At 68.2% G+C, this 26806-nt stretch carries 25 protein-coding genes, 1 tRNA gene and 3 pseudogenes; 15 read left to right on the forward strand and 14 right to left on the reverse strand.

All coding sequences use genetic code 11. The features are described 5' to 3' along the window. The first annotated feature begins 17 nt into the window (after positions 1-17). From M6D93_RS12125 to M6D93_RS19395, 3 genes and pseudogenes are all read left to right on the forward strand, one after another. The gene (locus tag M6D93_RS12125; RefSeq protein ID WP_249769484.1) at positions 18-1871 is read left to right on the forward strand and encodes a chloride channel protein; all 1854 of its coding nucleotides are present in this window, start codon (positions 18-20) and stop codon (positions 1869-1871) included. 219 nt (positions 1872-2090) lie between these two features. Beyond that, positions 2091-2330, forward strand: a pseudogene (locus tag M6D93_RS19635) (hypothetical protein); the annotation flags it as partial. 124 nt (positions 2331-2454) lie between these two features. Beyond that, positions 2455-2556: a DUF4396 domain-containing protein gene (locus M6D93_RS19395; RefSeq protein WP_283818577.1), complete on the forward strand. Its 102-nt coding sequence runs from the start codon at positions 2455-2457 to the stop codon at positions 2554-2556. A gap of 48 nt (positions 2557-2604) precedes the next feature. On the opposite strand, the gene M6D93_RS12135 is transcribed toward M6D93_RS19395, so the two are convergent. The 3 genes from M6D93_RS12135 to M6D93_RS12145 are packed head-to-tail and all read right to left on the reverse strand — an operon-like array spanning position 2605 to position 4135. After that, positions 2605-2775, reverse strand: a complete 171-nt coding sequence (locus M6D93_RS12135) for a hypothetical protein (protein WP_249769486.1) — start codon at positions 2773-2775, stop codon at positions 2605-2607. 50 nt (positions 2776-2825) lie between these two features. After that, on the reverse strand, positions 2826-3230 hold the full coding sequence (locus M6D93_RS12140; RefSeq protein WP_249769488.1) for a hypothetical protein: 405 nt from the start codon (positions 3228-3230) through the stop codon (positions 2826-2828). 59 nt (positions 3231-3289) lie between these two features. Then, complete coding sequence (locus M6D93_RS12145; protein WP_249769490.1) at positions 3290-4135, reverse strand: hypothetical protein; 846 nt, start codon at positions 4133-4135, stop codon at positions 3290-3292. A gap of 159 nt (positions 4136-4294) precedes the next feature. On the opposite strand from M6D93_RS12145, the gene M6D93_RS12150 reads away from it, so the two are divergent. Genes M6D93_RS12150 through M6D93_RS12160 form a run of 3 tightly spaced genes read left to right on the forward strand, consistent with a single transcriptional unit; the run spans position 4295 to position 7415 of the window. Next, on the forward strand, positions 4295-5317 hold the full coding sequence (locus tag M6D93_RS12150; protein WP_249769492.1) for an SDR family oxidoreductase: 1023 nt from the start codon (positions 4295-4297) through the stop codon (positions 5315-5317). Next, positions 5314-5667, forward strand: a complete 354-nt coding sequence (locus M6D93_RS12155; RefSeq protein ID WP_249769494.1) for a hypothetical protein — start codon at positions 5314-5316, stop codon at positions 5665-5667. Before M6D93_RS12150 ends, M6D93_RS12155 begins: the two co-directional genes overlap by 4 nt. Beyond that, positions 5664-7415 carry a glycoside hydrolase family 15 protein gene (locus M6D93_RS12160; protein WP_249769496.1) on the forward strand — a complete coding sequence of 584 codons (1752 nt, stop codon included), beginning with the start codon at positions 5664-5666 and terminating at the stop codon, positions 7413-7415. Before M6D93_RS12155 ends, M6D93_RS12160 begins: the two co-directional genes overlap by 4 nt. 564 nt (positions 7416-7979) lie before the next feature. Here M6D93_RS12160 and M6D93_RS12165 read toward each other — a convergent pair. Further along, positions 7980-8440: pseudogene (locus M6D93_RS12165) on the reverse strand (chloride channel protein); the annotation flags it as partial. Positions 8441-8583: 143 nt separating this feature from the next. On the opposite strand from M6D93_RS12165, the gene M6D93_RS12170 reads away from it, so the two are divergent. Beyond that, complete coding sequence (locus M6D93_RS12170; protein ID WP_249769498.1) at positions 8584-8943, forward strand: MarR family transcriptional regulator; 360 nt, start codon at positions 8584-8586, stop codon at positions 8941-8943. A 206-nt stretch (positions 8944-9149) separates the two neighbouring features. Then, entirely contained in the window at positions 9150-10625 is a 1476-nt protein-coding gene (locus M6D93_RS12175) for a potassium/proton antiporter (RefSeq protein WP_249769499.1), read from the forward strand. On the opposite strand, the gene M6D93_RS12180 is transcribed toward M6D93_RS12175, so the two are convergent. Next, the gene (locus M6D93_RS12180; RefSeq protein ID WP_249769500.1) at positions 10622-10987 is read right to left on the reverse strand and encodes a hypothetical protein; all 366 of its coding nucleotides are present in this window, start codon (positions 10985-10987) and stop codon (positions 10622-10624) included. The two genes, M6D93_RS12175 and M6D93_RS12180, sit on opposite strands and share 4 nt — an antisense overlap. Positions 10988-11149: 162 nt before the next feature. Here M6D93_RS12180 and M6D93_RS12185 point away from each other — a divergent pair, with 162 nt between their 5' ends. Beyond that, positions 11150-11572, forward strand: coding sequence for an ATP-binding protein (locus M6D93_RS12185; RefSeq protein WP_249769501.1), 423 nt, complete (start codon positions 11150-11152; stop codon positions 11570-11572). A 250-nt stretch (positions 11573-11822) separates the two neighbouring features. On the opposite strand, the gene M6D93_RS12190 is transcribed toward M6D93_RS12185, so the two are convergent. Both M6D93_RS12190 and M6D93_RS12195 read right to left on the reverse strand, forming a co-directional pair. Then, positions 11823-12638: a class F sortase gene (locus tag M6D93_RS12190; RefSeq protein WP_249769502.1), complete on the reverse strand. Its 816-nt coding sequence runs from the start codon at positions 12636-12638 to the stop codon at positions 11823-11825. A gap of 95 nt (positions 12639-12733) precedes the next feature. After that, positions 12734-14281, reverse strand: coding sequence for a hypothetical protein (locus tag M6D93_RS12195; RefSeq protein WP_249769503.1), 1548 nt, complete (start codon positions 14279-14281; stop codon positions 12734-12736). A 1241-nt stretch (positions 14282-15522) separates the two neighbouring features. Here M6D93_RS12195 and M6D93_RS12200 point away from each other — a divergent pair. Further along, the gene (locus M6D93_RS12200; RefSeq protein WP_249769504.1) at positions 15523-15672 is read left to right on the forward strand and encodes a hypothetical protein; all 150 of its coding nucleotides are present in this window, start codon (positions 15523-15525) and stop codon (positions 15670-15672) included. A gap of 485 nt (positions 15673-16157) precedes the next feature. After that, positions 16158-16940 carry an alpha/beta fold hydrolase gene (locus tag M6D93_RS12205; RefSeq protein ID WP_249769505.1) on the forward strand — a complete coding sequence of 261 codons (783 nt, stop codon included), beginning with the start codon at positions 16158-16160 and terminating at the stop codon, positions 16938-16940. Between the two features lie 159 nt (positions 16941-17099). On the opposite strand, the gene M6D93_RS12210 is transcribed toward M6D93_RS12205, so the two are convergent. From M6D93_RS12210 to M6D93_RS12230, 5 genes and pseudogenes are all read right to left on the reverse strand, one after another. Beyond that, positions 17100-17171, reverse strand: a tRNA-Val gene (locus M6D93_RS12210). Between the two features lie 298 nt (positions 17172-17469). Then, positions 17470-18096, reverse strand: coding sequence for a nucleotidyl transferase AbiEii/AbiGii toxin family protein (locus M6D93_RS12215; RefSeq protein ID WP_249769507.1), 627 nt, complete (start codon positions 18094-18096; stop codon positions 17470-17472). Positions 18097-18119: 23 nt separating this feature from the next. Then, positions 18120-18425: a hypothetical protein gene (locus tag M6D93_RS12220; RefSeq protein ID WP_249774253.1), complete on the reverse strand. Its 306-nt coding sequence runs from the start codon at positions 18423-18425 to the stop codon at positions 18120-18122. Positions 18426-18536: 111 nt separating this feature from the next. Continuing rightward, positions 18537-18806: pseudogene (locus tag M6D93_RS12225) on the reverse strand (helix-turn-helix domain-containing protein); the annotation flags it as partial. Between the two features lie 398 nt (positions 18807-19204). Beyond that, on the reverse strand, positions 19205-19792 hold the full coding sequence (locus M6D93_RS12230; RefSeq protein WP_249769508.1) for a helix-turn-helix domain-containing protein: 588 nt from the start codon (positions 19790-19792) through the stop codon (positions 19205-19207). A 76-nt stretch (positions 19793-19868) separates the two neighbouring features. Here M6D93_RS12230 and M6D93_RS12235 point away from each other — a divergent pair, with 76 nt between their 5' ends. From M6D93_RS12235 to M6D93_RS12245, 3 genes are read left to right on the forward strand one after another with little or no spacing between them, the layout of a single operon-like run. Next, the gene (locus M6D93_RS12235; RefSeq protein WP_249769509.1) at positions 19869-20813 is read left to right on the forward strand and encodes an NAD(P)/FAD-dependent oxidoreductase; all 945 of its coding nucleotides are present in this window, start codon (positions 19869-19871) and stop codon (positions 20811-20813) included. A gap of 25 nt (positions 20814-20838) precedes the next feature. After that, positions 20839-21150 (forward strand): putative antibiotic biosynthesis monooxygenase, encoded by a 312-nt coding sequence (locus tag M6D93_RS12240; protein WP_249769510.1) that lies wholly within the window; start codon positions 20839-20841, stop codon positions 21148-21150. Further along, the gene (locus tag M6D93_RS12245; protein ID WP_249769511.1) at positions 21147-21902 is read left to right on the forward strand and encodes a DUF4386 domain-containing protein; all 756 of its coding nucleotides are present in this window, start codon (positions 21147-21149) and stop codon (positions 21900-21902) included. The genes M6D93_RS12240 and M6D93_RS12245 overlap by 4 nt, the downstream gene beginning before the upstream one ends. A 185-nt stretch (positions 21903-22087) precedes the next feature. Here M6D93_RS12245 and M6D93_RS12250 read toward each other — a convergent pair whose 3' ends face one another. Both M6D93_RS12250 and M6D93_RS12255 read right to left on the reverse strand, forming a co-directional pair. Next, the gene (locus M6D93_RS12250) at positions 22088-23056 is read right to left on the reverse strand and encodes an NAD(P)-dependent alcohol dehydrogenase (protein WP_249769512.1); all 969 of its coding nucleotides are present in this window, start codon (positions 23054-23056) and stop codon (positions 22088-22090) included. Between the two features lie 172 nt (positions 23057-23228). Continuing rightward, complete coding sequence (locus M6D93_RS12255) at positions 23229-23861, reverse strand: DJ-1/PfpI family protein (protein WP_249769513.1); 633 nt, start codon at positions 23859-23861, stop codon at positions 23229-23231. A gap of 155 nt (positions 23862-24016) precedes the next feature. Here M6D93_RS12255 and M6D93_RS12260 point away from each other — a divergent pair, with 155 nt between their 5' ends. Beyond that, a complete protein-coding gene (locus M6D93_RS12260) occupies positions 24017-26740 on the forward strand; it encodes a helix-turn-helix transcriptional regulator (RefSeq protein WP_249769514.1) in 2724 nt (907 codons plus the stop codon). The last annotated feature ends 66 nt before the right edge of the window (positions 26741-26806 follow it).

A 26806-nucleotide genomic window follows, 5' to 3' on the forward strand; every position in this document is an offset into this window, starting at 1 on the left:
CGTTGCATACTACAAGCATGACATCAGCGGACCTGACCGACAGCGGCAGCGATCCCCGCCAGCGCGCGCTCTCCCGTGCCCTGCCGGTGCAACTCGGCCGGGAGCGGCTGCTAACCACGCTACGCGGCTCGAGTACGGGTCTACTCGCCCTGAGCCTGCTGGTCGGCGCGGGTGCCGGGGCGGGCGCGGTCGTGTTCCGGTGGCTGATCACGAGCTTCACCCTGGCGCTGTCCGGGCACGCCGACTACGCGGGCCTCGGACACGTCGCCAACCCGCACGTGCCGGGTCTGGGCCGCTGGTTCGTGTTGTTCGCCCCGGTGGTGGCGGGATTGCTGTACGGGCCGCTGGTGCACTTCTTCGCCAGGGAAGCCCGAGGCCACGGTGTACCCGAGGTGATGTTCGCCGTGGCGCGCAAGGGTGGCCGGATCGCGCCGCAGGTCGCGGCGGTCAAGGCCCTGGCCTCGGCGCTGTGCATCGGCGGCGGCGGGTCCGTCGGCCGGGAGGGTCCCATTGTGCAGATCGGCTCCGCGCTCGGCTCGACGCTGGGACGAGTGATGCAGGTGAGTGAGGAGCGGATGCGGCTGCTGGTCGCGTGCGGTGCCGCCGGCGGCATCTCGGCCACGTTCAACGCGCCACTGGCCGGGGTGTTCTTCGCCATGGAGCTCATCCTGCGCGACTTCAACGGCCAGGCCTTCGGCATGGTCGTGCTCGCCTCGGTCACCGCCAGCGTCATCGGCCGGGCCGCGCTGGGTAACCAGCCGTTCCTGCACCTACCCGCCTTCACCGTGGACCACCTGTCGCAGTACCTGCTCTTCGCGCTGCTGGGCCTGATCGCCGGTGTCGTCGGTGTCGGCTTCACCCGCGTGCTGTACTGGATCGAGGATGCGTGCGACTGGGCCTGGCGCGGCCCGGAATGGCTGCGCCCGGCGGTCGGCGGCCTGCTGCTCGGCGGTCTGCTGCTGGTGCTGCCGGAAATGTATGGGGTGGGCTACCCGGTGCTGGGTAACGGGATTGCCGGCAAGTACGCGATCGCCTTCCTGATTCTGCTGCTCGTCGGCAAAGCGGTCGCGACCAGTCTCACCATCGGCATCGGCGGCTCCGGTGGGGTGTTCGCGCCGAGCCTGTTCATCGGGGCCATGCTGGGCGCCGCCTACGGCCAGGGCCTGCACCACCTGATCCCAAGCGCCGCGGGCCCGGCCGGGGCGTACGCGCTGATCGGAATGGGCGCGGTGTTCGCCGGCTCAGCCCGCGCGCCCATCACCGCGGTGGTGATCCTCTTCGAGTTGACCGGGGAGTACTCGATCATCCTGCCGCTGATGACCGCGATCGTCCTTGCCACCGGTGTCAGCCACCTGTTTTCCCGCGACACCATCTACACCCTCAAACTGCGCCGCCGCGGCGTGGATCTGGACGAGCCCGGCGCCGCTGGGCTGCCGTTCGTCACAGGCACGGCCGGGCAGGTCATGGAACCGGCCGGCGAGTCAGTCACCCAGAACCGCACGCTGATCGAGGCGGCCCAGCACCTCAGACGCTCCACACACGGTCAGCTGCCGGTCCTCGACGACCGCGGTTGCTACCGCGGGGTGATCAGCGCCCGGGCCGTGGCTGACGCCCTCGCCGACGGCAACCACGACATCGCTGTGGTCGGTGATCATGTGGAACTGCCGCAGACCATCCGCGCCGACCAGCACCTGGACGACGCCCTCGACGTGCTCGAGAACGCGCCCGGCGGTGTGCCCGTCCTGGATGCCGGCGGTGCGCAGGTTGTCGGATGGCTCACCCACCAAGCAGTGCTTACTGCGGTTCGCCCCCCGCGTCCGCCGATGGTCTCGCCGATCGTCCGGGAGGGCACGGATCCCGAGGCGACCTGATGCCTGGCCCATGGCTGACCGCGCTCGTCTGCGGCTCACTGGCCGTGGCGCTGCTGTGCAGCACGCTGATCTTGATCGACATCTGCGGTCGCGGGTTCCGCCAGCAGGTGCCGATCATGAACTGGGTCTGGCCGGTCACCGCCCTCTACCTCGACCCGGTAGCGGTGTGGCTACCGCCGCTGGGACGCACCAGTTCACCGGCCTGGCAACGCGAGCAGGGTGTCGGGACCGCCCCGACAAGCCCCGCTGGGCCGCGGTCGCGGTCGGGTCAGCCACTGCGGCGCCGGCTGCACACTCGGCGACGTCCTCGCCGAGTTCGGTATCTCCTTCCTCGCGGCAACGATTGCCGGCAGACGCTGCTCGGCGAGTACGCCGGTGACTGCGTCCTGGCCGTCCTGCTGGGGCTGGTACGTCAGTTCTTCGCGGTCACCCGATGCGCGGCTTGAGTTCTGGCCGGGGCTTAAAGCCGTGGCCAAGGCCGACCTCCTGTCGCTGACCGCGTTCGAGATCGGCCTGTTCGCGGGATGGCCGTGCGGGCACTGGCGCCGTTCCCAGCGCCGCACCACCTGTATCCGCTTGGCCGGTGTCTTGGTTCGGCATGCAGATCGGGATGGTCCTGGGCTTCCCGACCGCCTATCCGGTCAACGCCTGGCTGATCCGGGTGGGCACCAAGGAAGCGCCGTAGCTCGCTCGACAACACGATGGCCCGCAGGCCGCCGATGAGCCTGCGACGTCAGCTCGGTCGGGCGAACGGGAGATGGAACGCCCTGAAGGTCAGGACGAGTCCGACGACGTCGACCATCAGCCGCCGCCTACCATGCTGGCGGAGGAGGAGCAGGTCTACGCCCACGATTGCGGCGACCATCACCAGCACTTTCAGCGTGACCATATCGGGTTCTCCCATGGGTCGTTTTCGACCGTCTCGCAGCGACCTGGGCAGCTCCCGATGCGATTTCAGTCAAGATCCTGCCTTGCCCGGCAGCGGGTGCGCATCTCGTGCTCGGCTTCGGTGCGGCCGTAGCCGGAGTCCCCGCGTGGGCCGGCCAGCGTCGAGGTCGTCTCGGCGTAGGCGGTCATCCAGTGCTCCCAGCCGGTCTCGTCGCCCGGGCCGGTGGGTGAGGCGCCGCTGGCGATCGGATGGGGGGTGTCCAGCGGTGGGGCGGGCGGCAGGCAGCCGAGCAGGTAGCGCCGTTGGGCGTCGAGCTGGTGCCACAGCTGCTGGCCGTAGTCGCACGCCTGGTCGAGTGCCTTCTGCAGCAGTTCGATCTTCCCGGCCGGATCGGCCAGCTCCACCTTGCCTGTCAGATGCCCGCGGTGAGCCTGCAGGACGGCGGGTACTTCGAGCGGAACCAGGTTCATGAATGTCCATCCGGGTCGACGGTGCGGCGGAGGTTGTGCCGCTGGGCAGCGGTGGGCGCCTAGCTCCAGCCGGAGCGGATGTGCAGGGCGGCGCCGGTGTTGCCCGCGAGTTCGGTGGCGTCGCGCAGGAAGACCAGCAGCGGCGCCAGCAGGGTCGACAACGGGCATTCGTGGACCTCGACGTCGTCGGCGTGCCGGCCCGCGGCCCGCAGCAGGCGAGCGGCGGCGCTCTCTGCGAGGTATATCTCGCCGGTAGAGGTCTGGGCCCGGATGCCATCGGCATGTGCAGTCCAGCCGCGCAGTCGCACGGTGTCGTTGTCCGCCGCAGTCTGCTGAAGGCGAAGACCGCCGGGGCCGATGGTCAGGGCGGCTTCGGCGGTCGCCAGCAGGACGGTGGGCGGATCGGTGGGGATCAGGGCGCGGGAGGCGCTGCGGCGTCCGGCTGCGGTGAAGAGTCCGTAGCCGTGTTCGGTGCTGGCGTTGACGATCTTGCGGGCCTGGTCGATCTGTAGCCGCATTTCCAGGGCGGTGTGGAAGTCGACGTGCGCGCTGGGCAGGCGCAGCACGTCCAGGGCGCGGGTGTCGCACTGCGGTGGAGTCCAGTCGAGGAAGGCCCGGATCAGCGCCCGCTCACCGAGGAGCCGTTCGGCGGTGAAGGAGGCCCGCCAGCTGCGGAAGGCGCTGATCTCGGCGTCCTCGATCTTCTGGTCCGGATGATGCGGTGTGAGCCGCCAGTCGATCAGGTGGGCGGCGTGGTCATAGACGGGGGCGACGAGCTCGTTCAGTTGCAGCGGGGGCCGGTCCGGGACGGCCTGGGTGATAACGGTGGCGCGGACCAGGTCCGCGCCGGTCCCGGAGAGCAGGCCGATGATGGAACCGCGTGTGCGGAGTTCGTCGGTGGTCATCGCTTTCCATTTCCCTCTCCGCGGCCCGCAACAGCGTGATTTCGCCTCGTCGGTGCCGAGTGGTTGCACATCCGGTTCGCTCACTCGATACAATCATTGCGTACTGCAACGATAAGAGCAAGCAAATTTATTCGGATGTGACATGGAAGGCAGGACATGATGGGCAGGGCAGCCATTCAGCGCGGCGATGTGGTTGTGGTGACCGGGGCCAGCGCCGGCATCGGACGGGCCAGTGCTCTGGCGTTCGCGCGGCGCGGGGCGACTGTGGCGCTGCTGGCGCGCGGGGAGACCGGACTCAAGGCCGCTGCGGCGGAGGTCGAGCAGGCCGGCGGCGCGGCGCTGACCATCCCGGTCGATGTGGTCGATGCCGATGCCGTGACTGCGGCCGCTCAGCGGGTCGAGGCCGAGCTCGGCCCGATCCGGGTCTGGGTGAACGTAGCGTTCTCCTCCGTCTTCGCCCGGTTCGAGGACATCAGCCCCGCTGAGTATCGGCGGGCGACCGAGGTGTCCTACCTCGGCTACGTCTACGCCACCATGGCCGCGCTGGAGCACATGCGGCCTCGCAACCGCGGCACGATCGTCCAGGTCGGCTCGGCACTGGCCTACCGGGGCATCCCGCTGCAGACCGCCTATTGCGGCGCCAAGCACGCCGTGCAGGGCTTTCACGAATCGCTGCGCTGCGAGTTGCTGCACGAGCACAGCGGCATCAACGTCACGATGGTGCAGATGCCGGCGGTCAACACCCCGCAGTTCTCCTGGCTGCTGTCCCGACTGCCGCACCAGGCCCAGCCCGTCCCACCGATCTACCAGCCCGAGGTCGCGGCGGCTGCGGTGCTGCACGCCGCCGAGCATCCTCACCGGCGCGAATATTGGGTCGGCTCGACCACGATGGCCACCCTGGCGGCCAACGCGATCGCGCCCGGACTGCTGGACCGCTACCTGGCCAAGACCGGCTTCGCCGCCCAGCAGCGGGCCACCCGCCGTGACCCGAACGAGCCGGTGAACCTATGGGAGCCGGCCGACGGGCCGGACGGGCGCGACTTCGGCACCCACGGTCGCTTCGATGACCGGTCCCACACCCTGGATCCGCAACTGCTCGCCTCACGCCACCACGGGCTGCTCGGCGCGGCAGCCGGGGCGCTGCTCGGCGCGGCGCTGGTATTGCGCGGGGCACGACGGTGAGCCTCGCCCGACATCAAATGCTCGGCGCCGCCCAGGCCTGCGTCGGCCTCGTGCTGCTCGCACGGCCGCAGGCTGCGCTGAACGAACTCACCGGACCTGACGCCCGCTCAGCGCGGTGGATCGCCCGGATCCTGGGCGCCCGGCTGAGTGTGCAGGGCTCGGCCGTGGCGCTGTCGGGCAGCCCCGTCGTCATCGACGTCGGCGGCGCGGTCGACGCCATCCACGCCGCCTCGATGTTGCTGATCGCCGCCCGCAGCCCACGCTGGCGACGGCCGACGCTGGCCAGCGCCGCGTTCGCGGGCGCCGGCGCGGTGGCCAGCAGACACGCGGTGCCGGAGCCCCGCCGATGACCGCGCGACTGTCCGACATGGCCCCGCATGTGCTGCGCGAGTACGCGCTGATCGCCGACGGCGAGCGCGGAGCGCTCTGCGGCCCGCACGGCGACCTGGCCTGGCTGTGCGCGCCGCGCTGGGATGACGACGCGGTGTTCTCCACCCTGGTCGGCGGCGCCGGAGGGTACGCCGTCACCCCGACCGAGCGGCACGTCTGGGGCGGCTCTTATGAGCCCGGGTCGCTGATCTGGCGCAACCGGTGGGTCACTGACAGCGCGGTGATCGAATGCCGCGACGCGCTCGCGATGCCCGCGCAGGAACACTGCGCGGTGATCCTGCGCCGGATCGAGGCCTCCGCCGATCCGGCGCGGGTACGGGTCCTACTCGATGTTCGCGCCCGGTTCGGCCAGGACGGCATGCACAGCCTGAGCCGTGACGCCGATGGAACGTGGACCGGCCGCTCCGGGCGGCTACGGTTCCGCTGGACCGGCGCCCCCGATGCGGTCCTGGATGGGCACGGCCAGCTCGCTCTGGAGATCACCGTGGCCGCGGGGGCGCACCATGACCTGGTGCTGCAGATCAGCGACCGGGACGGCGAGCCCACCCCGCGGGCAGGCGAACTCTGGCGGGAGACTGCGTCGACCTGGGCGGCCAGCGTGCCCGACTTCACCGACTCGGCAGCACCGCGCGACGCGCGCCAGGGCTACGCCGTGCTGCGCGGGCTCACCGGCTCGGGCGGCGGCATGGTCGCCGCCGCCACCATGTCGCTGCCGGAAAAGGCGAAAGCCGGACGTAACTATGACTACCGCTACGTGTGGATCCGCGACCAGTGCTACGCCGGCCTGGCAGTCGCCGCGCACGGGCCGGACCGGCTGCTGAGCGACGCCGTCCACTTCGTCGCCGGTGCGCTCGCCGCCGACGGGGCCAACCTCAAACCCGCCTACACCGCCGGCGGCGGCCGGGTCCCCGACGAAACCCGGCTCCCGCTGCCCGGATACCCCGGCGGTGCCGACGTGCGCGGCAACTGGGTCAACGAGCAGTTCCAGCTCGACGCGCCCGGCGAGGCCCTGCAGCTGTTCGCCGCCGCCGCCGGACACGGAATGATCGATCGGGACCTGATCACGGCAGTCGAAACTGCGATATCGGTCATTGAGGCCCGCTGGCAGCAGCCCGACGCCGGCATCTGGGAATTGCACGATGACTGGTGGACCCACTCACGGCTGGCCTGCGTCGCCGGCCTGCGCCGCGCCGCGGCCGTCCCAGCCTTCGGCGACGGCGACCGGCTCACCCGGCTGGCGGCCACCATCACCGCAGAAACGAGCCGCCGCTGTCTGCGAGCCGACGGCGCCTGGCAACGCAGCCCGACCAAACACGGCGTCGACGCCGCACTACTGCTGCCCGCCGTGCGCGGCGCGTTCCGCGCCGATGACTCCCGTACCCACGCCACGCTCGCCGCGGTCCGCGACCAACTCAGCGTCGAGGGCTACGTCTACCGCTACCAGCAACCCGGCCGCCCGCTGGGCGACACCGAGGGCGCATTCGTGCTGTGCGGGTTCATCACCGCCCTTGCCGAAGCACACCAAGGAAACCACGCCGCCGCGGTGCGACTGTTCGAACGTAACCGCTCCGCCAGCGGACCACCCGGCCTGCTCGCCGAGGAATTCGACATCAATCAACGACAACTCCGCGGTAACTTGCCCCAAGCGTTCGTCCACGCCCTGCTGCTGGAAACCGCATTGGTCCTCAGCGAGAAGGACACGCGATGACCCGCCACCCCCGCTCGCGGCACCCTTCCTCGCCGCGGCCGCAGCAGCGCTCCTCATCGGCTGCCGCGCACCAGCCCACCCGGACCACGCCGCCGGTATCGGTATCCGGCCTGCGGACATCGGGGCCACCGCATCCGCATCCGCGGGCATCCCCCGCAGCGACACCGGTTACGGGCGCCAAGCCGCCGCGCTTGCCGACCAGGTCGACGGGTGCCAGGTTGCCAGGAAACCACCGAGACAGCTGTGCGGAGCTGGGATGCCTTCTACGTCGCCGGGCCCGGCTGGATCGCCGTCGCTCCAGAAATCCCAGCCCAGCCCGGCGCAGGAATCCACAGACCAATCCGTCGCCGCCGCACTCGCCGGCCACATCGAGAGCGGCACCAGCGCTGACCGAAGGCTCGCACGAGCAGACCGACGGAGTACAGCCTGCACGGCTGGTAGATGGATGAAGCGGTTGAGCCGGGCCGCCCAATCAGCGGGGGGCGCCCAGTGCAAACACGGTGAAGGCACCGGACGGGCTCGCGTCCCGGGCTCATCAACCAGGCAGTCCTCGACGGTGTCGGTGCGGGCGATGAGCTGGCGCAGGGCGGAACTGATCTGCACGATCGGTCCCTCCCGCCCGACCGATCCGCCCCCGCCGATGCACAGCGCGGACGCGACCACCTTGACTACGGCGACTTGGGGGCGGATACGGCCGCCGCTGCTGGCTACCGCGACCATGACCTCGGGTACGCCGTGGCCCGGTGTTTCGCGGCGAAGCGGTAGACCAGCGGGCCGTAGAGGACGCCAGGGAGGGCGGGGGTGAGCAGCACGAACCATGGGCCCAACGCAGGCAGGTGGGGGTTGCCGGCGTGACCGTGCCCGGCGTAGTCCGGGTATCCGGTGAACCCGCGGGTCAACCCGTCGCTGATGTACCGGAACACCACAGCACCCAGGCCTGCGCCCACACCGACCAGAACCGCGAGGCTCAACAGCCCGACTCGCTCTGACCGTAGCTGCTTCAGGCGTGAAAGGCTGATCGGCATCGACGTCACATTTGCGGTATGCAAAGATTATTGTGTGCAAGCCATTGCGAGACTGGTGACATGACGCTCACCGAGCCGACGTCGGGGGCAGCGGGTTAATCACAGACACCGCCCGGGAGGACGCGACGCGGGACCTGGACGCCGTGTTCGACGCAGTGCTGCGGTCCTCACGAGCCCTCGTCGCAGTATCGGCCCGCTCGATCGCCGCCGCCAAGGGCGTGACGCTGCCGCAGTTCCGGATGCTCGTTGTCCTGTTCGAGGCCACGAACAGGACGACCAACCTGACCGCGCTCGCGGCTGCGTTGGACGTTGCATCCCCGACGGCGATGCGGATGGTCGACCGACTTGTGGCCGCAGGCCTCGTGGAACGCTCGGTGCATGCCGACAACCGACGCGAAACCCACTTGACCCTCACCGCGTCAGGACGTCGAACCGTCCGCACCGTGACCGCCAGGCGGCGTCGCGACTCTCCGCCGTGCTCACCCAGCTCTCGCCCCCCGTAGCAGGCCGCGCTCGCGGCTGCGATGACGGCGTTCGCCCACGCCGCCGACACCTGTGGCCGGGCGAGGCCGACACCATCCGCTGACCATCCCGGCAGCATCGGCTGGACTAGGATCGGCTCCGGTGCGCCGGGAAGTCTGGTCGGCAACGTCTTCGCCCTGCCCTGAGCACCTGCTTCCCGCGGATGCAACCCGAGCCCCGGAGAGCCATGTCCGATACCTATACCTTCGCCCGGTTGGTGCTGCTCATCGCCGGGGTCGGGCTGGTTGCCTTGCTGGCCAACCGACTCACCGAACGCATTAAGATTCCCGCCCCGCTGTTGGTTCTGGTCGCTGCCACGATCGCCGTCAACGCCATCCCCGTCCTACATGTGCCGCCCGAGCGGCTGGTCGAGCGGCTGGTCACTGTCGCCTTGGTCTGCATTCTGTTCGACGGCGGCCTGAACATGGGCTGGCCCAGGTTCCGCACCGCGGCCGTCCCCATCGCAGTGACCGGCGTGCTGGGCACCTTCCTCACCGCCGCCGCCACCGCGGCGTTCATCCACTACATGTTTGGGCTTGCCTGGTACCTCGCGTTGCTGGTCGCGACCGCCATTTCGCCCACCGACCCGGCGGTCGTGTTCTCCGTCCTCGGGCAACGTGAGGTCGAGGGCCGCAGCGGCACCATCCTGGAAGGTGAATCGGGCGCGAACGACCCGGTCGGGATCGCGTTGATGGCCAGCCTGATCAGCGCCGGCAGCCTGGACGCGAGCGCGTTCGGGCAGGTGACCGGGCAGTTCGTGTTGCAGATGGGTGTCGGCGCGGCCGTCGGGATCCTCGGCGGCCGGCTGGTGTTGTGGTTCATCCGCGCGGTGCCGCTGCCCAGCGAAGGCCTGTACCCGTTGCGCACGCTGGCCTGCGCGTTCATCCTCTTCGGAGCCGCAACCTTGGCGCACGGCTCGGGCTTCCTGGCCGTCTTCGTCGCCGGCATTCTGCTCGGTGACGAACGCGCACCGTACAAGCGCGAGATCGAACGCTTCCACTCCGCGCTGGCCAGCCTCGGTGAGATCGTCGCATTCATCGCCCTCGGCCTCACAGTCGACCTGCATCAACTCATCCAGACCGATGTCTGGGTGCCCGGGCTGATCATCGGAGTCGTGCTCGCCGTGGTCATCCGGCCGGTGTTCGTGGCGATATGCCTGATCCCAGCTCGGCTCAGGCCGAATGAACGCACCTTCGTGTTGTTCGCCGGCCTCAAAGGCGCGGTGCCGATCCTTCTCGGCGGCTTCATCCTTGCCGCCCACATCGAGCAGGCTCCGCGGCTCTACGGGATCATCGTCATCGTCGTCGCGCTCTCCGTCCTCGTCCAAGGCAGCCTCGTCCCCACCGTCGCCGGTTGGCTGAACCTGCCGATGCGCGTCAGCGAACCCGAGCCGTGGGCACTCGGAGTGCGGCTGGCCGAGGAACCCGACGGGGTGCACCGCTTCACCGTCTCCCCGGGATCGAAAGCCGACGGCCGCCGCATCGAGGACCTACCAGACTTCCCCGTAGACGCATGGATCAGCCTGATCGTGCGAAGCAACCAACCCGTGCCCGTCCGAGGCGACAGCACCCTGCTACCCGGGGACCAACTGATCGTGACGGCCGCGAACGACCTCAACACCAGGCTCCAGGCCATCTTTACCCGCGCCCTCCACCACGACTAAAAGACGCCTGTCGCGACGGCCGCCCGGTCGCGCCGGAAACGTCGCGTCAGCCGGCTGGACTGGGTGCTGACTGGCCGCTCCGTCAGCAGATGGACGACGAGGAACATCCGCGCCGCGATCGAGATTCGACCATCGAACAGATCGGGGTGCATGAAGGCCTGGACGAATGTTTCGCGGGTAACCGCGCGTGCGCCGCGTCTAGTTCTGGTCCGGGCTCGGGCGTACGCCCAGATCGCTGGCGCGATCCGGTCATACATTTCCATCAACGCCTGAACGGCGTCCCGAAGGTCGCCGTTCAGGCGGCGGGCTACGTCCTGTTCCCAGGCTTGGGGCCGCTGGGCGAGCATGTCGGACAGCATCACTGCGAGCGCCTGCCTCTGTGCTGCCTTTGGTTGGACGCGTGGAGCGTAGCCGAGTTCGGCTCGGCAGTAGCTGGTTTGATGGCCTCGATCTGGCCACAACCATTTTGAGGGCATTCGGCGACTTGCGGCGGCCCGGCGCAATATGGCGCAATAATGAGCCTCATGCGCGATTCGGGTGCCCACAACGGGCTAGGCGTCCGCGCCGCCCCCGGCGACTGGTCGGCAACGGTGCCGCTCCCATCGGATACCTCGGCTGCCGCATTCGCTCGCCTGTTCCTGCAAGAGCGCGCCACCGGCCTACCCGGGGACTTCCTCGCCGACGCGATGCTCGCCACGTCCGAACTCGTCGCCAACGCCATCCTGCACGGGCGGCCCGCGTTCTGGTTGTTTGTCCGTGACCTCGCGGCTGGCATCGCCATAGGTGTCCATGATGACGGCGACAGCATGCCGTTCAGCCCCGTCATCGAGCCTCGACCCGACCAGATGGACGGCCGAGGCCTGCGCATCGTCGAGGCACTGAGGTCAACGTGGGGTGTGCAGCCGACGCCCACGGGAAAGATGGTCTGGTTCGAAATGCACATGTGACCCCAACCGACCGTAGCAGCGCGGTTGGTGGTCAAGGCGAGGGGTGTGGGATGCGCCTGCGACCCTCTACTGCGGCGCCTACGGGTCAAGCCTCATCGTTACTCACCACACCAGCCGCCACGGCACCACCTACCGCTACTTCCTCTGCCTCGGCCAACGCCAGGAAGCGCACCCCGTGACAGCTCCGCGCCCTGGCCTATAGGGCGTGGATGCCGCGGATATGGCGCACGGTCCTGTGCGGTGGTGGGATTCAGGCGTGGTGGCTCGAGACCAGGCTGGCGAAGGCGATGATGTTGTCGCGATAGTTGCCGGTGGTGGTGTCGAATGAGCCCCCGCAGGTGACCAGTCGTAGTGCCGAGTAGCTCGTCTGGCCGTAGACCAGCGCGGTGGGAAACTGGCTCTTCGGGTACTCGGCCACCCGGTCGACGCGGAAGACCGCGACGGTTCCGTCCTGGCGTCGTACATCGACATGGTCACCGGGGTTGAGCGCACCGAGTCGGTAGAACACGCCGGCTCCGTAGGCGGCTGAGTCGACGTGCCCCAGCATGACCGAGGCGCCGAGTGAACCAGGGGTGGCCGACAGCTCGTACCAACCGGCGATCGAGTTGCGGCTCAACGGCGGTGTCTGCACGGTGCTGTCGGGATTGAGTCCGAGATTCATGAGCGTGGTGTCGACGCCGATCGCCGGGATGGTCAGTTCCACCGGCGGGGAGCTCGCCAGCGACAAGCCTGCCTGCACCGGCGGCAACGCAGGCCGCGACATCACCGTCGGCTTGGGAACGATCTTCAACGGGGTCGGCTTCGTCGTCGCCTGGCGCGGCGGGGACGACCCTGCGCTCGTCGGGACAATGGTGCTGGGGCTCGGCAGCGGCGCTGCCTGAGCCGAGTTCGACGGGCGTGGGGCGTGCTGCTGGCCGGTCAGACCGACGACGACGGCGGCCGCGCCGGTGATCGCGAGCACCCCGGCCAGGCCAACAAGGGCACGGCGACGACGCAACCTCGAGGGCGCGAGGGTGGCTGGAAGGGGCTCCGGAAATGCGGGGTCGTCGGACTCACGCTCGACCATGTCCACCCGCCCTCACTACTCGTCTCGTGTCACGCCGAACCGACCAGAGCCATGTCGATGGCCCCGGTCGGTTCAGCGAGTGGCAACGCCGCTACTCAGCCAGCCATCGTGTCGCGTCGACGGCGAGCCAGCATCAGCGCACCGCCGGCACCGAGCAGCAGCAGAACGCCGAAGTCGAGCAGGCTCTGGTGCTGCAACCCGGCGGTAGATCCGCCACCGGTGTTCGGCGCTCCCACCGGCGTCGGCGTGAACGCCGCCGTGGCCACGCCGGTTCCGGGGACGGTCTGGAAGAACAGGAAGATGTTCGTCGGGACCTCGAGGACGCCGTTGGCCGGGTCGGCTTCGAGCTTCTTCACCTCGGCGTAGCTGTGTGCCTGGGAGATCAGTGCGAACGACGCCGGGTTCGTGACGCCGATGACGGTGACCGGCCACCACTCCGGATTGTTGTTGTTCCGGTCGGTGATGATGTGGTCGTGACCTGGCAGGGCGAAGTTGGCCAACGCGCTGGCAGGGGCGCCGAGAGCGGTCGCCAGCCGAGACAGGTCAGCGCTCATCGGGTGGTCGATGCACGGCAGGCCGGTCGGGCACTGCAGATCGTTGACCGGCTGCTTGAACAGCGGCGTCGGGATGTAGAGCGGGTCGGTGAACTGAGCCGAGGTGATGTCCGGCGGAACCTTGTTGGGCTTCTGACCGGCCTCGCACGGATTGGCACCTGCCTTCTGCACGGATGTGTCACAGAAGAACGGGCTGGAATAGAGCAGGTTCACGTTCGAACCCTGTGCGGTGCTCGCGTTCCCGATCCAGGCGCGGGTCTGACCCACGTAATCACGGGGGTTGTTGCACCCGGTAGCGCTGGTGCCGCAGTCCTTCTTCAAGTTGTCGATCGCCAGACCGTTGGCGGCGGCGGGCGGAGCCTGGTCGAAGTTCTTCGAGGCATCGGCCGGGTTGACATGGCCCGGCAGCGCCTGGAACCACAGAAAGACGTTGGTCGGAATCTCGCCGGTGACCCCGGAGCTCGGCTTGCCCTCCAAGGCCTGCATGGTCGCGTAGTTCTTGGCCGTGGTGATCGCCGTCCACGCAGCCTGGTTGGTCACGCCGACCGCGACGACCGGCCACCACTCGGGCTGGTCGTTGTTGCGGGTCGTGATGATGTGGTCATGGCCGGGCAGCATCGCGTTCTGCACCGAAGCCGGCGTCGGAGCACCGGGCAGCGCGCCCGCGATCCGGGACAGGTCGATCGTCGAAGGGTGGTCGATGCACATCGGGGTCGCCTGGCACTGCACGTAGGACGGCACCGGCGTGAAGCCGAGCGGAATCGGGATGTACAGCGGGTCGACCGCTCCGGCAGCGGTGCCCGGCGGCAACTTGCTGTACTTGGCGCCGGCCTCGCACTTGCTGGACGCGGCGCTGCTCACCGAAGTGTCGCAGTAGAAGTTCTGGGAGTAGAGCAGCTTGATGTCTTCACCGTTGAAAAAGCTGTTCGTGGTGCCTACGTTGTTGCAGGTCGGGGCCGCAGCTTCGCATCCTGCCTTCAGCGGATTCACCGTCACACCGGTGTTGTACGGGTCGGTCGCGGCACCGGCGCTGTTAGGGCCAGCGAGCATCAGACCGACCGCCAGCAGCAGTGCCGACAGAATCGCCACAGGCCTTCTCAACTGGGATGTTGCAGCCATTCAGGCTCCTCATAACAAAGGGGCCTAACGGCCCACAGGATGACGACAGCATCTGCGCCAACAACACCCCTGTCAACAGCTCGCCCGCACAACTTTTGCCACAGCAAACTCTTATGCGCAATAGCCAATCCGAAAGCACGCGCAGCCTCGAATAGTATTTACCGGCCTTGCCCTCCTGAGAGCGTCCGTACCTGAAAACCGCTCTGGTCGGCTGGTTATTCGCTGAGTCGTCTGGTGCGGAAGCCGGGCTGCGGTGGCTGCCTCGCCCGGTCATCGACCTCCCGACGACTAGGACGTGGCGGACGGTTTCCTCGACGCGCTAGAGGGCGGCTTCGCACAGCACGCCCCGCTGTCCCGTCGGGTGATCTCGACCGAGGGAAGGGGCGTGACCAGGGCGTGATCGTCTCGGGCGCCGACGCGGCGGAGACGGCGAGGTGCAGGTCGCCAAAGAAGTAGCCGCGGCAGTGCCAGTCCCCGCGCGCCGAGAGCCGCGCGTCGAGCGAGGGCTTGTATCGCCCAGAAAGCAGCCGTGAATCCGTTCACCAACGGCCAACCGCCTGGATGCGCTCCACGAAGACACAGCAGTTCATACCGGTACCGCCGCGCACCGCGGCCTTTCCGGCGGTCCACCGCAAGACGCGAAGGACGAAGGAAATGATTCGGGCGGCACGGGAAGCGGGCCGTCGGTCGATATTAGGAGAGAGCCTGGCTGTCCTCGCGGCCGACTGGATCCGGCCGATTGCAGTGACGCAGACATCGGGCGATCCTGGCCAGACTCGGGCAGTTCCGGGGTAAGAGCACGTCCACCACCTGGAACTACAAGTTTGTCATCTTCGAGGTCTCGACCCAACTGGGCCGACACTTCAGGCGCACCCCAGCGGTCGCGTTGCCGCCCGAGGACTGAGGATAGATACCCGAACGGTTCGGGCTCACCCCGGAGCAGCGCAGCGAGTCCCGGGATCTGCTCGACGCGCTCCGCCGGGCGGTGAAGCACGACCTCACCCCGCACCAGCGGGACGTGCTCGTGGCGATCGTCGTCTGCGGCGGTCCCTTGGACGCTCTGGCCGTGCAGCTCGAGTCGACCCGGGGCGCGCGGTCTACAAGACCATGTTCGACGCCCCGGGTAAGTTACACGCCGCGCTGGTCGCAAACGGGTACCTGCCCGACACCACCGGAGGGCAGACCCGCGGCAAGCACCGAGGAGGTCCGGTATGAACGAGCACAGCGCCTTCACCGCGTTCCTGCGCACCGACCCCCGCGATGTCGGCTGCGACCAGGCGCTGACCGTGCTGCACCTCTACGTTGACCTCATTCCTGGACGACTCCTCGGACACGAGGCGATCCTGCGCTACCCCGCGTGACTGCGCACACGCTCCCTAACCGCTGCCACCCGTTCGTGCTGACGACCCGAGTCGACCGAATCGGGCCCAGACCCGATCGCGAAATCCGTGCCTACATGGCAGATCCCGCGCCGGGAGCTCGACCTCCTCACCAGGGCGGCACGCTCGTGGTGAGGGCATGAACGAGCGAGTGTCGACTGGCATCGGAAAATGTCCCGACCACAACCGCCGGAGTCGCCAGGTCGATCTCAGCACGCGCCGGTCTCGGCGGCCGCGATACGAATCTTGCGGCGCTGGTGGACACGGCCCGTGGCGGCTTGAGCCAAACACACCCTCGGCAGTGATCACTGCGACGTGTGGACGCTGCTCCCCTGGCATTTGTCCCCCGAGCGACAACCCGGCGAGCTGCCGCGGACCCTCGGTGCAACCGGCGTGCAACGCCGGTATGGCTGCGCGGTTCACAGCGCGACGAACGACCCGAGCTCCGGGTGAGTAGGGTTTCTGGTGTGGCGTTGAATCACGTACGACGAGGAAGCGGCAGCCCGCTGCTGCTCGTGCACGGTCTGGGTGCTGGGTGGCGATCGTGGTCCCCGATCCTCGACGAGCTGGCCGAGCGCCGTGAGGTGATCGCCGTCGACCTCCCGGGGTTCGGCGAGACACCGCCGCTGACCGGTGAGGTTTCGATCGCCACCTTGACCGACTCCGTCGTGGACTTCATCCGCGAACAGGGCCTGGACGGGGTCTCGACCGTCGGCCAGTCGATGGGCGGGCGTATGGTGCTCGAGCTCGCGCGGCGCGGCGTTGGTGGTGACACTGTGGCGTTGGACCCGGGCGGCTTCTGGAGCGACCGCGAGGTCGCCGTCTTCGGCGCCACGCTGCGGCCATCGATCGCTTTGGTCCAAGCGTTGCGAGGCCGGCTGCCAGCGCTGCTCGGCAGCCCTGTCGGGAGGACTTTGCTGCTGGCGCAGTTCTCGGCACGGCCCTGGGCGCTCTCGCGCGAGACCGTGCTGCCCGACGTGCGCGGGCTGGCGGACTCCCCGTCGACTGGCGCTGCCTTGAACGCCCTGATCAAGGGACCCAAGCAACAGGGAGCCCCCGCTGGCACAGTGCCCGGCCGGGTCACGATCGGTTGGGGTCGTCGTGACCTGGTGACTCTGCCGAGACAGGCCGCGCGCGCCACCGAACTTTTCCCCGACGCCGCGTTGCACTGGTTTCAGCGGTGCGGTCATTTTCCACAATGGGACGCGCCCCACGAAGCGACCCGGCTGATTCTCGCCAGCACCGATTGAGGTCGTTGCCCCCGACCCCGCGCGCCAGCGCCGGAAGTGGCCAGCCTGATCGCGAGGCTCACTGCGCGACTGCCGCATGACTGCGCGCGTCGCGCGTCCGATAGCGCGGCACGAATGCGGGCCCCGGAACACCGCGGGACCCGTACGCATGGCCTCGTGTGGGCGATACTGGGATTGAACCAGTGGCCTCTTCCGTGTCAAGGAAGCGCTCTCCCACTGAGCTAATCGCCCTTCGTGGCGCTAGCTGCGTTGGTTAAGCACCCTTGTGTCAACGTTTGCCGCCCGGCGTTGATGGGGTTGGTTGGTCCCGACGCCGTTGATTACCGGCATCTTCCTCGTTGGTGACGTTGGTTGCGACGGTTGCTTGCGGCCCTGGTGTTGCACGACCGTTGCACGTCACCTCCTCGGAAGCTCGTGTCTGGCGTCGCTGATCTCATGACTCGATTCAAGCCCCAAGCTGTGCCGCCGGTGGTCGCGGCCTTCCATCGTGCTGGAGTTTCTCGAGTCGGACAACGGGCGGCATCGAGCATCACTGCCGGCCAGGTTCGAGCTCGGTGCTCCAGTCCGCGAAGAACGTCCGGACCTCGGCAGCGTTCACGTCGCCGAGGTCGAGATCGACGTCGCTGTACCGCGAGAGCAGACCGATCATGTCGACGAAGACTGCGACGTCGAAGCCCGCGTCGAGCTCGCATGCCAGCTCGAGCAGCTCTGCCTTGCTGAATCGACGACTGAGGGTGAAGACGTCCACGAAGTCGCGGGCGGCGGCACGGTCGAACAGCGCGATCAGCTTGCGCCCGGCCAGCTCCGCCGGCGCGAACGTCGGACCAGCGAGGCTGGCCATCGCAGGACGACCCGGAGCGGAGTCCAAAGCCAGGTCCACCAGCAAATCATTGGGCCCGTGGATGAGCATGCGGCAGAACGTGTCGCTGTCCTGCACGACATCGACATCCCAACCGTGCTCGCCCGCCGCGGCGAGGAGCTGATCCCTCGCCGACCCGACGTCGCCCGCCCCAGGCCGAGTGAAGAAATCTAGATCCTGGGTCGGGCGCGCCGTCAGACCCTGCGCCAGCAACGCCCCTCCCCCAGCCAGCAGAAATCCGTCACTGGCCGGCAGGCCGAAGAACAGCTGCGCCACCTGCAGCTGAAACTCCGTCAAGCCACCGCTGTCCGTGCCAGCCACTAGGCCACGACCGGCACATCCACGACACCGCGGACCTGACCGATCAGCGGCAACCACGCCGCGCGAACCGCCCTGGGCAACACCAACTCGTCCCACAGATCAACCAGCAGGGCGCCGTCGATGTAGGCGAGCACGTCCGCGTCGCTGCCCTCGCGCAACACCAACTCATATACCCGCGCCCGATCGCCACGATCGGACAGCCGAAACACCCGGCCCGGCTGCGACCAGTTCAGCGTCAACGCCAACTCCACTGCCCCCAGCGCCTGCTCCACGGGCAGCCCCGGCAGGCGATTCGGCACACGCATGACGCGACCCCGACCAGCCGCCACGTTCACGAACTCAATCCGCGGCCGAGCCTCCAACTCGTAGCCAGCGGCGGCAATGAGCCGATCAACCGTGTCCAGCGACGGCGACTTACGGCAATGCTCATAGGCCGACACAGCCGTACGCGACGTACCCGCACGCCCCGCAAGCTCGTCTTGGCTCAGGCCCGCCGCACGGCGAACCCAAGACAACAGCTCAGCTCCCCGCACGACCCACCTCGATACCCGGCTAACGTATCCGATCGGATACACTACCCGAAAGCATGAGCACATCGGGCATCCGGGCATCCGGGCATCCAATGGCACCACCAGGGACTCACCAAACCCGAACTCGTCAGTGAGCTCTGCTGGACCGTCCGCCATTTCAACGAAATGCTCGGAGATGACGATCAGCGCCTAAGAACTCACGTCGTGCGCGCGGCGCCGGCGGGCTCAAGCGGGTCGATCGATGTCTAACCAGCGCCACAGTCGAAGCCGTTCCGTCAACCGCGATGTAACCAACAGGTGCAACACACCCGGGCCGCTTCCAGGTGGACGGATCCATGAGCTCCGCGGTCATGATCATTCGAGGCGGCCGCGGCAGTACGCTACTGAGCGTCCAGGTTCGTGACTGGGTGCCGCCCACTAGGATCGCGAAGCGCTAAATCTCGCGGCGGAATGCCAATCGTCAGATTCCGGACCTCCTTCACGGCCGCCAGGGCAGCCGTCGCAATAGTGCGACGGGGCGTTGCATCGAGGCCCCGCGAGCGTCGGGCCTCTTGTCACGTGCGGTCGGAGACTCGGACTTTCATTCGCTCGCCGGGTCGCCCGAAGATGCTGAGGATTTCGGCTGGGCCGTCGCCGGTGCTGCCGAACCAGTGCGGGACCTTCGTGTCGAATTCAGCGATCTCGCCGGGCCCAAGAATCCAATCACCGTCACCAAGTAGTAGACGCATGCGACCTGACAGGACGTATATCCACTCGTGCCCGTCGTGCGATCGGAGCTCTGGATTCGTCTTGTCAGCCGGGATGACGATCTTCCAAGCTTGGGTGCCTTCGGGCTGGCGGGTGAGCGGGATGACGGCCCGGCCTTTCACGCTGCTGGGCTTAAGTCGCACTCGGGGATCGCCTACTTCAGGCGCGGCGACGAGGTCGTCGAGGGGCACGCGGAACTCGCGGGAGAGCGCGAGCAGCAGCTCGAGGGTGGGCCGGCGCTGACCGGTCTCTAGCCGGGACAAGGTGCTCTTGGAGATCCCGGTACGTTCGGCAAGCGCGGTCAACGTGATGTTGCGCCGCTGTCGCAGGGCCTTCAGCCACGGTCCGACGATCTCGCCCGCCGCCGGGTCGATCGCCGGCTCATCGTTTGACACCTGGTGATCACACCGCGAATTCCCAGTTTCGGCAACGTTCGTTGTTCGGCCGATCTCAGGCGCAGATCCTTGCCCCATGAGCGATTACGACATCACCATCATCGGCTCGGGCGCAGCCGGACTGTCGGCGGCATTGGTTCTGTCCCGGGCCCGCCGCCGGGTCCTGGTGCTTGACGGCGGCACACCACGCAATGCGCCGGCCGCCCACATGCATGGTTTCTTGTCCCGCGATGGCGTGCCACCGGCCGACCTGCTTGATGCCGGTCGCGAAGAGATCGCGCGCTACGGCGCGCAGATTCGCGAGGCGCGGGCAACGAGCCTCGTTCCGGACGGCGCCGACCGCATCTGGGTCATCACTGAGGATGGCGGGCGGATCCGCACCCGTCGGGTACTGGTCGCTACCGGCCTGCGCGACGAGTTGCCGCAGATTCCGGGACTAGCCGACCGGTGGGCGCGCGATGTACTGCACTGCCCCTACTGCCACGGCTGGGAAGTCGCCAACCAGCGCCTAGGCGTTCTGGGCTGGTCCCCCGAGGCGCCCCGCTACGCCCAGATCGTCCGGCAGTGGAGCACCGACATCACCTACCTCGCTTCGCCCGACAACAATCTCAGCGTCGCCGACCGCGCCGCGATGACCGCTCGCGGCATCACGGTCATTGATGCCGCGATCGCTGCGCTGGTCATCGACGACGATCGGCTGCGCGGGGTCGAACTGGACGACGGCTGTGTCACCGGAATCGACGCCCTGTTCGTGCCGCCCCGGTTCGTCCCGCACAGCGACCTGCTGCGAGAACTGGGCGCCGAGTTCGACCCCCGCGGTTGGATCGCCGTCGACCCAACCGGCCGCACCTCAGCCCGCAACGTCTGGGCGGCCGGCAACGTCGTCGACCCCCGCGCCCAAGTCATAACTGCCGCCGGTCAAGGTTCGGCCGCGGCGATCGCCATCAACGCCGACCTCATTGATGAGGACGTCCGCGTCGCCCTAGACGTGACCCGCCACGGGCTACTGCCCACCAACTGACAACCCAGCCACAAGGAGATCACCCATGACCAACGCAGATAAGACTCGACCGTCCCGACCCGCCGGACCGCCCAGCAAGCACCAACTCGCCCTGATGATCTGGCTCGCCGTCTTCCCGACGCTCACGGTCTTGAACCTGGCCCTCGGCGACTGGCTACGCGATCTCGCCACCGTCCCGCGCACCTTCGTGCTCGCGACGATCGCCGTTCCCATCGTCATCTACGGCCTGATGCCCCAACTGCACCGCGTACGCGCTCGCATCGTCGCCACCAGCACCAGCAACCGAACGACAACAACAACCAACCACCAACACCAACACCAAAGGAGAACGCCATGAACGTCAACGCCTCACAAAGCCCGGACCGCATGCGCAAAGTCGCCCTGCTGGGTGGTCTCGCGTATCTCGCGACCTTCGCCGCCTCGATGCCCCAGCTGGGCCTCTTCAGCAAGGTCATCGATGACCCCGACTACATCCTGGCGCACGGAAGCGACGCCAGCCTGCGCCTCGGCTCGATCCTCGAACTGATCACCGGCCTCGCCTGCATCGCTACAGCGGTCGCGTTGTATCCGGCGATCCGGTGCGTCAGTCGCAGCGCCGCGATCGGCTTCGTCGCTTCCCGCACCCTCGAAGCGGCCGTCATCTTCGCCGGCACCATGAGCCTTCTTGCCCTAGTTACCCTTCACGAGCAGTACGACGGCGCCACGGGAGCCGAGCGCGACGCGCTCGGTGTCGTCGGCCAGGCCCTCGTCGCCACCCGGCAATGGTCGTTCCTGATCGGCCCCGGCCTCATCCCCGCCGTCAACGCTGCATTCCTGGGCTACGCGCTGTACAGGTCCCGCCTGGTTCCCCGCGCTATCCCCACCATCGGACTCGTCGGCGCACCGCTGATCGCCCTCTCGGCGATCGCCACTATCGGCGGACTGTGGGATCAGACGAGCGTCACCGGCAGCCTGTTCGCACTGCCCATCGCCGCCTGGGAGTTCTCACTCGGCATCTACCTGACGTTCAAGGGATTTGCGCGCTCACCGCAGGAGTCGGCGGACATGCACGATGCCGCCCCGCAGACCCACAGGCTCCTGCCTGCGTGAGGATCAACCAGCGACACCGGTGGCCGGGCAGGCATTGCCTGCCCGGCCCATCAGCATTGCCAAGGCCCCCGTCCATTACTCCTCGAGAGAATGGACGACATTCTCGAGCTGTGGCGACACCGATGCCAGAGCCACAATCACTCCCACCACACGGGGCAGAGGCAGACAGGCTTCGCCTCGACCTGTCAGGTCGTGATGACGATGCGCCCGTCGGATTGTCCGGCCTCGAACGCGGCGATGCCGGCCGAGCCGTCGGTGAGCGGAAAAGCTGGTCCGAGTATTGGGGTAACCCTGCCGGCGGCTACGAGTTCGTTCATTGCCAACAGTTCGGCCGCGTTCTCCTTGACAACGAATGCGCGGAGGTTCTGCGGGACGAACGCGGACAGCACGCTGGCCCACAGCTGCCGCTGGGTGCCTCCGATCCAGCGGTCGCCTTCGCCGCCGACGATTACGAGCGTGCCGGTCCGCGTCAGTGCGTGGCGCAAAAGGGAAATGGGTGTCCGGCCGCCGATGTCGATGATGAGGTCGAACCGTCGTGACCGGTCGGCGAAGTCTCCTTTGGTGTAGTCGACGACTTCGGTAGCGCCGAGGGAGCGCACGAGGTCGGCGTGACGACCGCTGCACACGCCGGTCACCGTGGCGCCGAACGCGACCGCGAGCTGGACCGCGATCGTGCCGACGGCGCCGGAGGCGCCGACCACGAGCACCCGCTGCCCCGGCTGGACGTGCCCCTGATCGCGTAGTGCCTGCATCGCGACGAACGTCGGGTACGGCAGTACTGCGGCCTGCTCGAAAGACAGCTGCGGCGGCTTCGGTGCGACCTTGTCGATCGGCGCGACGGCGTACTCTGCGAACGTCCCGCGGGTCACGCCGTACACCTCGTCGCCGGGCTTGAACCCGCGTGCGTCGCGACCGACGGCCTCTACCACACCGGCGAAATTCGTCCCCGGCACGGCGACGTTCGGCGCACGGAGGCCGAATCCGAGAAGCCGCATGAGGTAGGGCTCACCTGTCATGAAATGCCACGCGCCGCGGTCCATCCCCGCTGCGACGAGGCGGACCAGGAGTTGCCGGTCCCCTGCCGTCGGGCGCTCGATGTCACGGACCTCGAGCACGTCCGCGCGTCCGTACCGATCTTGGGTGAGTGCTTTCATGGCTTGCCTTCCAGGTGCGGCACCCGGCCTGTCATGGACCTCGATGACGACGCTTCTCGTGGGAGCAAAGCCCGTGAACACGGCGAGGTGGGTGGGAGTCTGCGTATTTGATCGAAAGTCCTGTGGTGCCGTCGTTGCGTTGTGTGGAGCTTGGTCGGGCGGCTGGTTCCGCTCACACGGGAGGTCGTGGGTCGTACTGGATTCCGCGCCGCACCGCCCTGGCGCGTTCGGCTCCCGCGAATCGAGCGACGAGGTGCAGGGCCATGTCGATGCCGGCGCTGACGCCCGCGCTGGTGATGAGGTCGCCATCGTCGACGAACCGTGCATCGACGTCAGTGATGATGGTGGGATCAAGCTCGGACAGCGTGTTCAGCGATGCCCAGTGGGTGGTCGCCCGCCTTCCCGTCAGCAGGCCTGCTGCGGCGTAGACGAGGCTTCCGGTGCACACCGAGGCGATGAGCGGAACACACGACCGCTGCGCCCGAACCCAGTCCAGATGCTCAGGGTCGCGAAGCAGTCGGCGGGTGCCGGGGCCGCCCGGATGGATAAGAACATCGAGCGCAGGAGCGTTATCCAATGAGTGATGCGCGCCGAGGCGGAGGTTCTTGGCACCGGTGGCATCTGCGCCGCCTGGGGAGAGGCAGGAAATGCTCCAGCCGTCCTCCGGATGCTGTTGTGTCCAGTAGGCAAGCACTTCCCAGGGGCCGACGGCGTCCAGTTCCTCGACTCCGTCGAACAGCAGCAGCCCGATCTGCCGGTGCGCCTCCGTGGTGTCACCACTGAGCTTGCTCATTGGAGCAGACATTGCGCGCCTCCTGGCGTGGCCGCTGGTGCGGGTCGGGATCGAGTGCGGTCTTTGCTGGTTGCCAGCCTCGCCACTTGCGAAGCCGGTCGCCCCGGCCAAAGTGCCGGGTTGTCCGGCCGGCCCCTCCGGCTCTTCCTGCGGGGTACGGTCACGGCGTGATCGTGGGCCGCGAGCGGGAGCTGACACTCCTTACCGAGACGGTCGAAGCGGCCGGGCACGGGGCGGCCGGCAGCGTCGTGGTGCGCGGCGAGCCGGGGATCGGCAAGACCGCGCTCCTGGACGAGGTCGTGCGCCTGACCGAGGCGGCGACCGTTCTGCGGACGCGTGGTCTCGAGGTCGAGGCGCCGCTGCCGTACGCGGCGCTGCACCGGCTGCTGCGCCCACTGACGAGGCTGCTGTCCCAGCTTCCGCCGCCACAGGCACGGGCGATGCGGATGGCGTTCGGTGAGGAGGACGGACCCGCCGTAGAGCCATTTCTGATCGGGGTGGCGACCTTGACAGTGTTGACCGCGGCCGCGGAGGAGCAACTCGTGCTGTGCGTCGTCGACGACGCACATTGGCTGGACCCGGCCACCGCGGACGCGCTGCTGTTCTGTGCCCGACGGATCGGGGCCGACCGCGTCGCCATGATGTTCGCAACCCGCGACGGCGCAGCAGACTGGTTTGAGGATCAGGACCTGGCCGCGATCACCCTGACCGGGCTCACTTCGGATGCCGCGCAGGCGCTGCTCGACGCACAAGTGGGCACGACCCTCGCCGAGGAGGTGACCCAGCGGCTCATCTCCGAAACGCGGGGCAACCCGTTGGCACTGCTCGAGCTGCCGACGGAATTGAGCACCGCTCAGCTGCACGGAGCATCTCCGCTGCCCGTCCAGTTCCACGTGACGGCACGGCTGGAACGAGTCTTTCTCGAACGAAGCCGGAGCCAGCCTGGCGAGGTGCGGTCGTTCCTGTTGCTCGCCGCTGCCGACGACACGGGCGATCTCGTCGTCCTGAAGTCCGCCGCGGCACACCTGGGCCTGACTGAGCAGGTATGGGAAGCCGCGGTAAACTCCGGGCTGCTCGAGGCCGACACGAGCGCTGGCGCTGTTTCCCTGCGGCATCCGCTGGTGCGCTCGGCGATCTACCAGGCGGCCACCAGTGCGGAACGGCGCCGCATCCACCTCGCACTGGCTGACGCGTTCGCCGCGATCGGGGACGCCGACCGCGAGGTGTGGCAGCGCTCCGCTGCAGCCGAAGGCCCGGACGACGGCGTGGCTGCCGCCCTGGAAATCGTCGGGTCTCGGGCGCAACGCCGCGGCGCGCACGTGTCCGCCCTCGCAGCTTTCGAACGTGCGGCAGCCTTGTGCGCCGACCCGGCACGCCGTGCGGCTCTCACCTTCGCGGCCGCCCGCAGCGCCTGGGCGTGCGGTCAGGTCGGCCCGGCCCGGACCTTCCTGGCCACGGCCGAGGAGACCGCTACCGAGCCTGCGCTGCTGGCGGACATGGCGCGGTTACGGGGCCACATCGAGGTCAACCTCGGCTCGGCGACACTTGCGCACCGGATCTTCGTCGAAACCGCCAACGCTGTTCGTGGCAATGACCCGCAGCGAGCCTTGGAGGTGGGCGTGCTCGCGGCGACCTTGCGCACCTACGGCGCGGACAGTGGCTCTCGGCTGCCTGCGGCCGACCTGGGTGCAGCCGCGGCGGGAGATTCGGCGCGAACCCGGTGCCTGAAGCAGATGCTGGCAGCGATGACCCTGACCGCCGAGGGGAGTTGGTCCGGCGCGGTTGACGCCCTGAACCAGGCGCTCGCGATCGGCGAGGAGGTCGATGACCGCGAGGTGTTGTGGAATCTCGGCAACGCCGCCCTGCAGCTGGGTGACGACGACGCGCAGCTGCGTTTCTACTCACTTGCCCTGTCCCGGGCACGCGAGGCGGGAGCGGTCACGGCCGTGATCTACGCACTGCAGCGGCTGTGCTTCAGCCATTACCTCGCCGGGGACCTGATCGCGGTACGCAGCGCCGCCGAGGAAGCCCTCTCACTCGGATCAGGCATGGGGCAGCCGGCCGTGACCGCCCCTCCCACCGCATGGCTGACCTTGCTCGCCGCCACTCAGGGCAGTGACACCTATGAGCAGCTCCTACGTGAACTCGAGCAGGCCGCCGCGTCGAGCTCGCTCGGCATCCTCACCGACCCCGTGCACGATCTCACCCGCTGGGCCAAGGGTGTTCGCGCTGCATCGACCGGGGACAGGTCCGGCGCGCTGCACCACCTGAGTCGGTTCCGCCTTCCCGCGCTGAGCCGCATGGCCGCGGTGGAGCGCTTCGACGCTGCGGTTCGCGCCGAAGAAGCCGAGCTTGTCCGGGGTTGGGCCGACGAGCTGGCCTCATTCGCCGAGGCGACTGGCCGATCCTGGGCGTTCGCGACGGCTGCCTACGGACGCGCCCTCACGACTGAGGGCACGCAGGCGGACACATTTTTCCAGGAAGCGCTCTCGCAGCACGAACGAGCCGGGCGTCCGTTGGACCAGGCTCGCGCCCAGTTGGCTTACGGCGAGTGGCTGCGCCGAGCCCAGCGCCGCGTCGACGCCCGCCGCCACCTTCGGCACGCCCTGGAGTCCTTCGAGGATGCAAGGGTCGAGGCGCTCGCGGACCGGGCAACCCAGGAGCTGCGCGCATCCGGCGAAACCGCGCGCAAGCGCGACCCGTCCACGCTCGTGAAGCTGACACCGATGGAGCTGAAGATCGCCCAGCTGGTGAGCTCAGGACTGTCCAACAAGGACGTAGCGGCCCAGATCTGGGTCTCCCCCAGGACCGTTGCCTTCCACCTGCGCAACATCTTCACCAAGGCTGGCGTCACCTCCCGCGGCGCGCTGGCTCAACTCGACTTCGCCTAGCCGGGACACCCGCCGGCACACCCCGCATCCCGGCCATCTGACCGGGGTGAGCAATCCCATTCACGG

Source organism: Jatrophihabitans telluris (assembly GCF_023516435.1).
In the GTDB taxonomy this organism is placed as follows: Bacteria; Actinomycetota; Actinomycetes; order Mycobacteriales; family Jatrophihabitantaceae; genus Jatrophihabitans_A; species Jatrophihabitans_A telluris.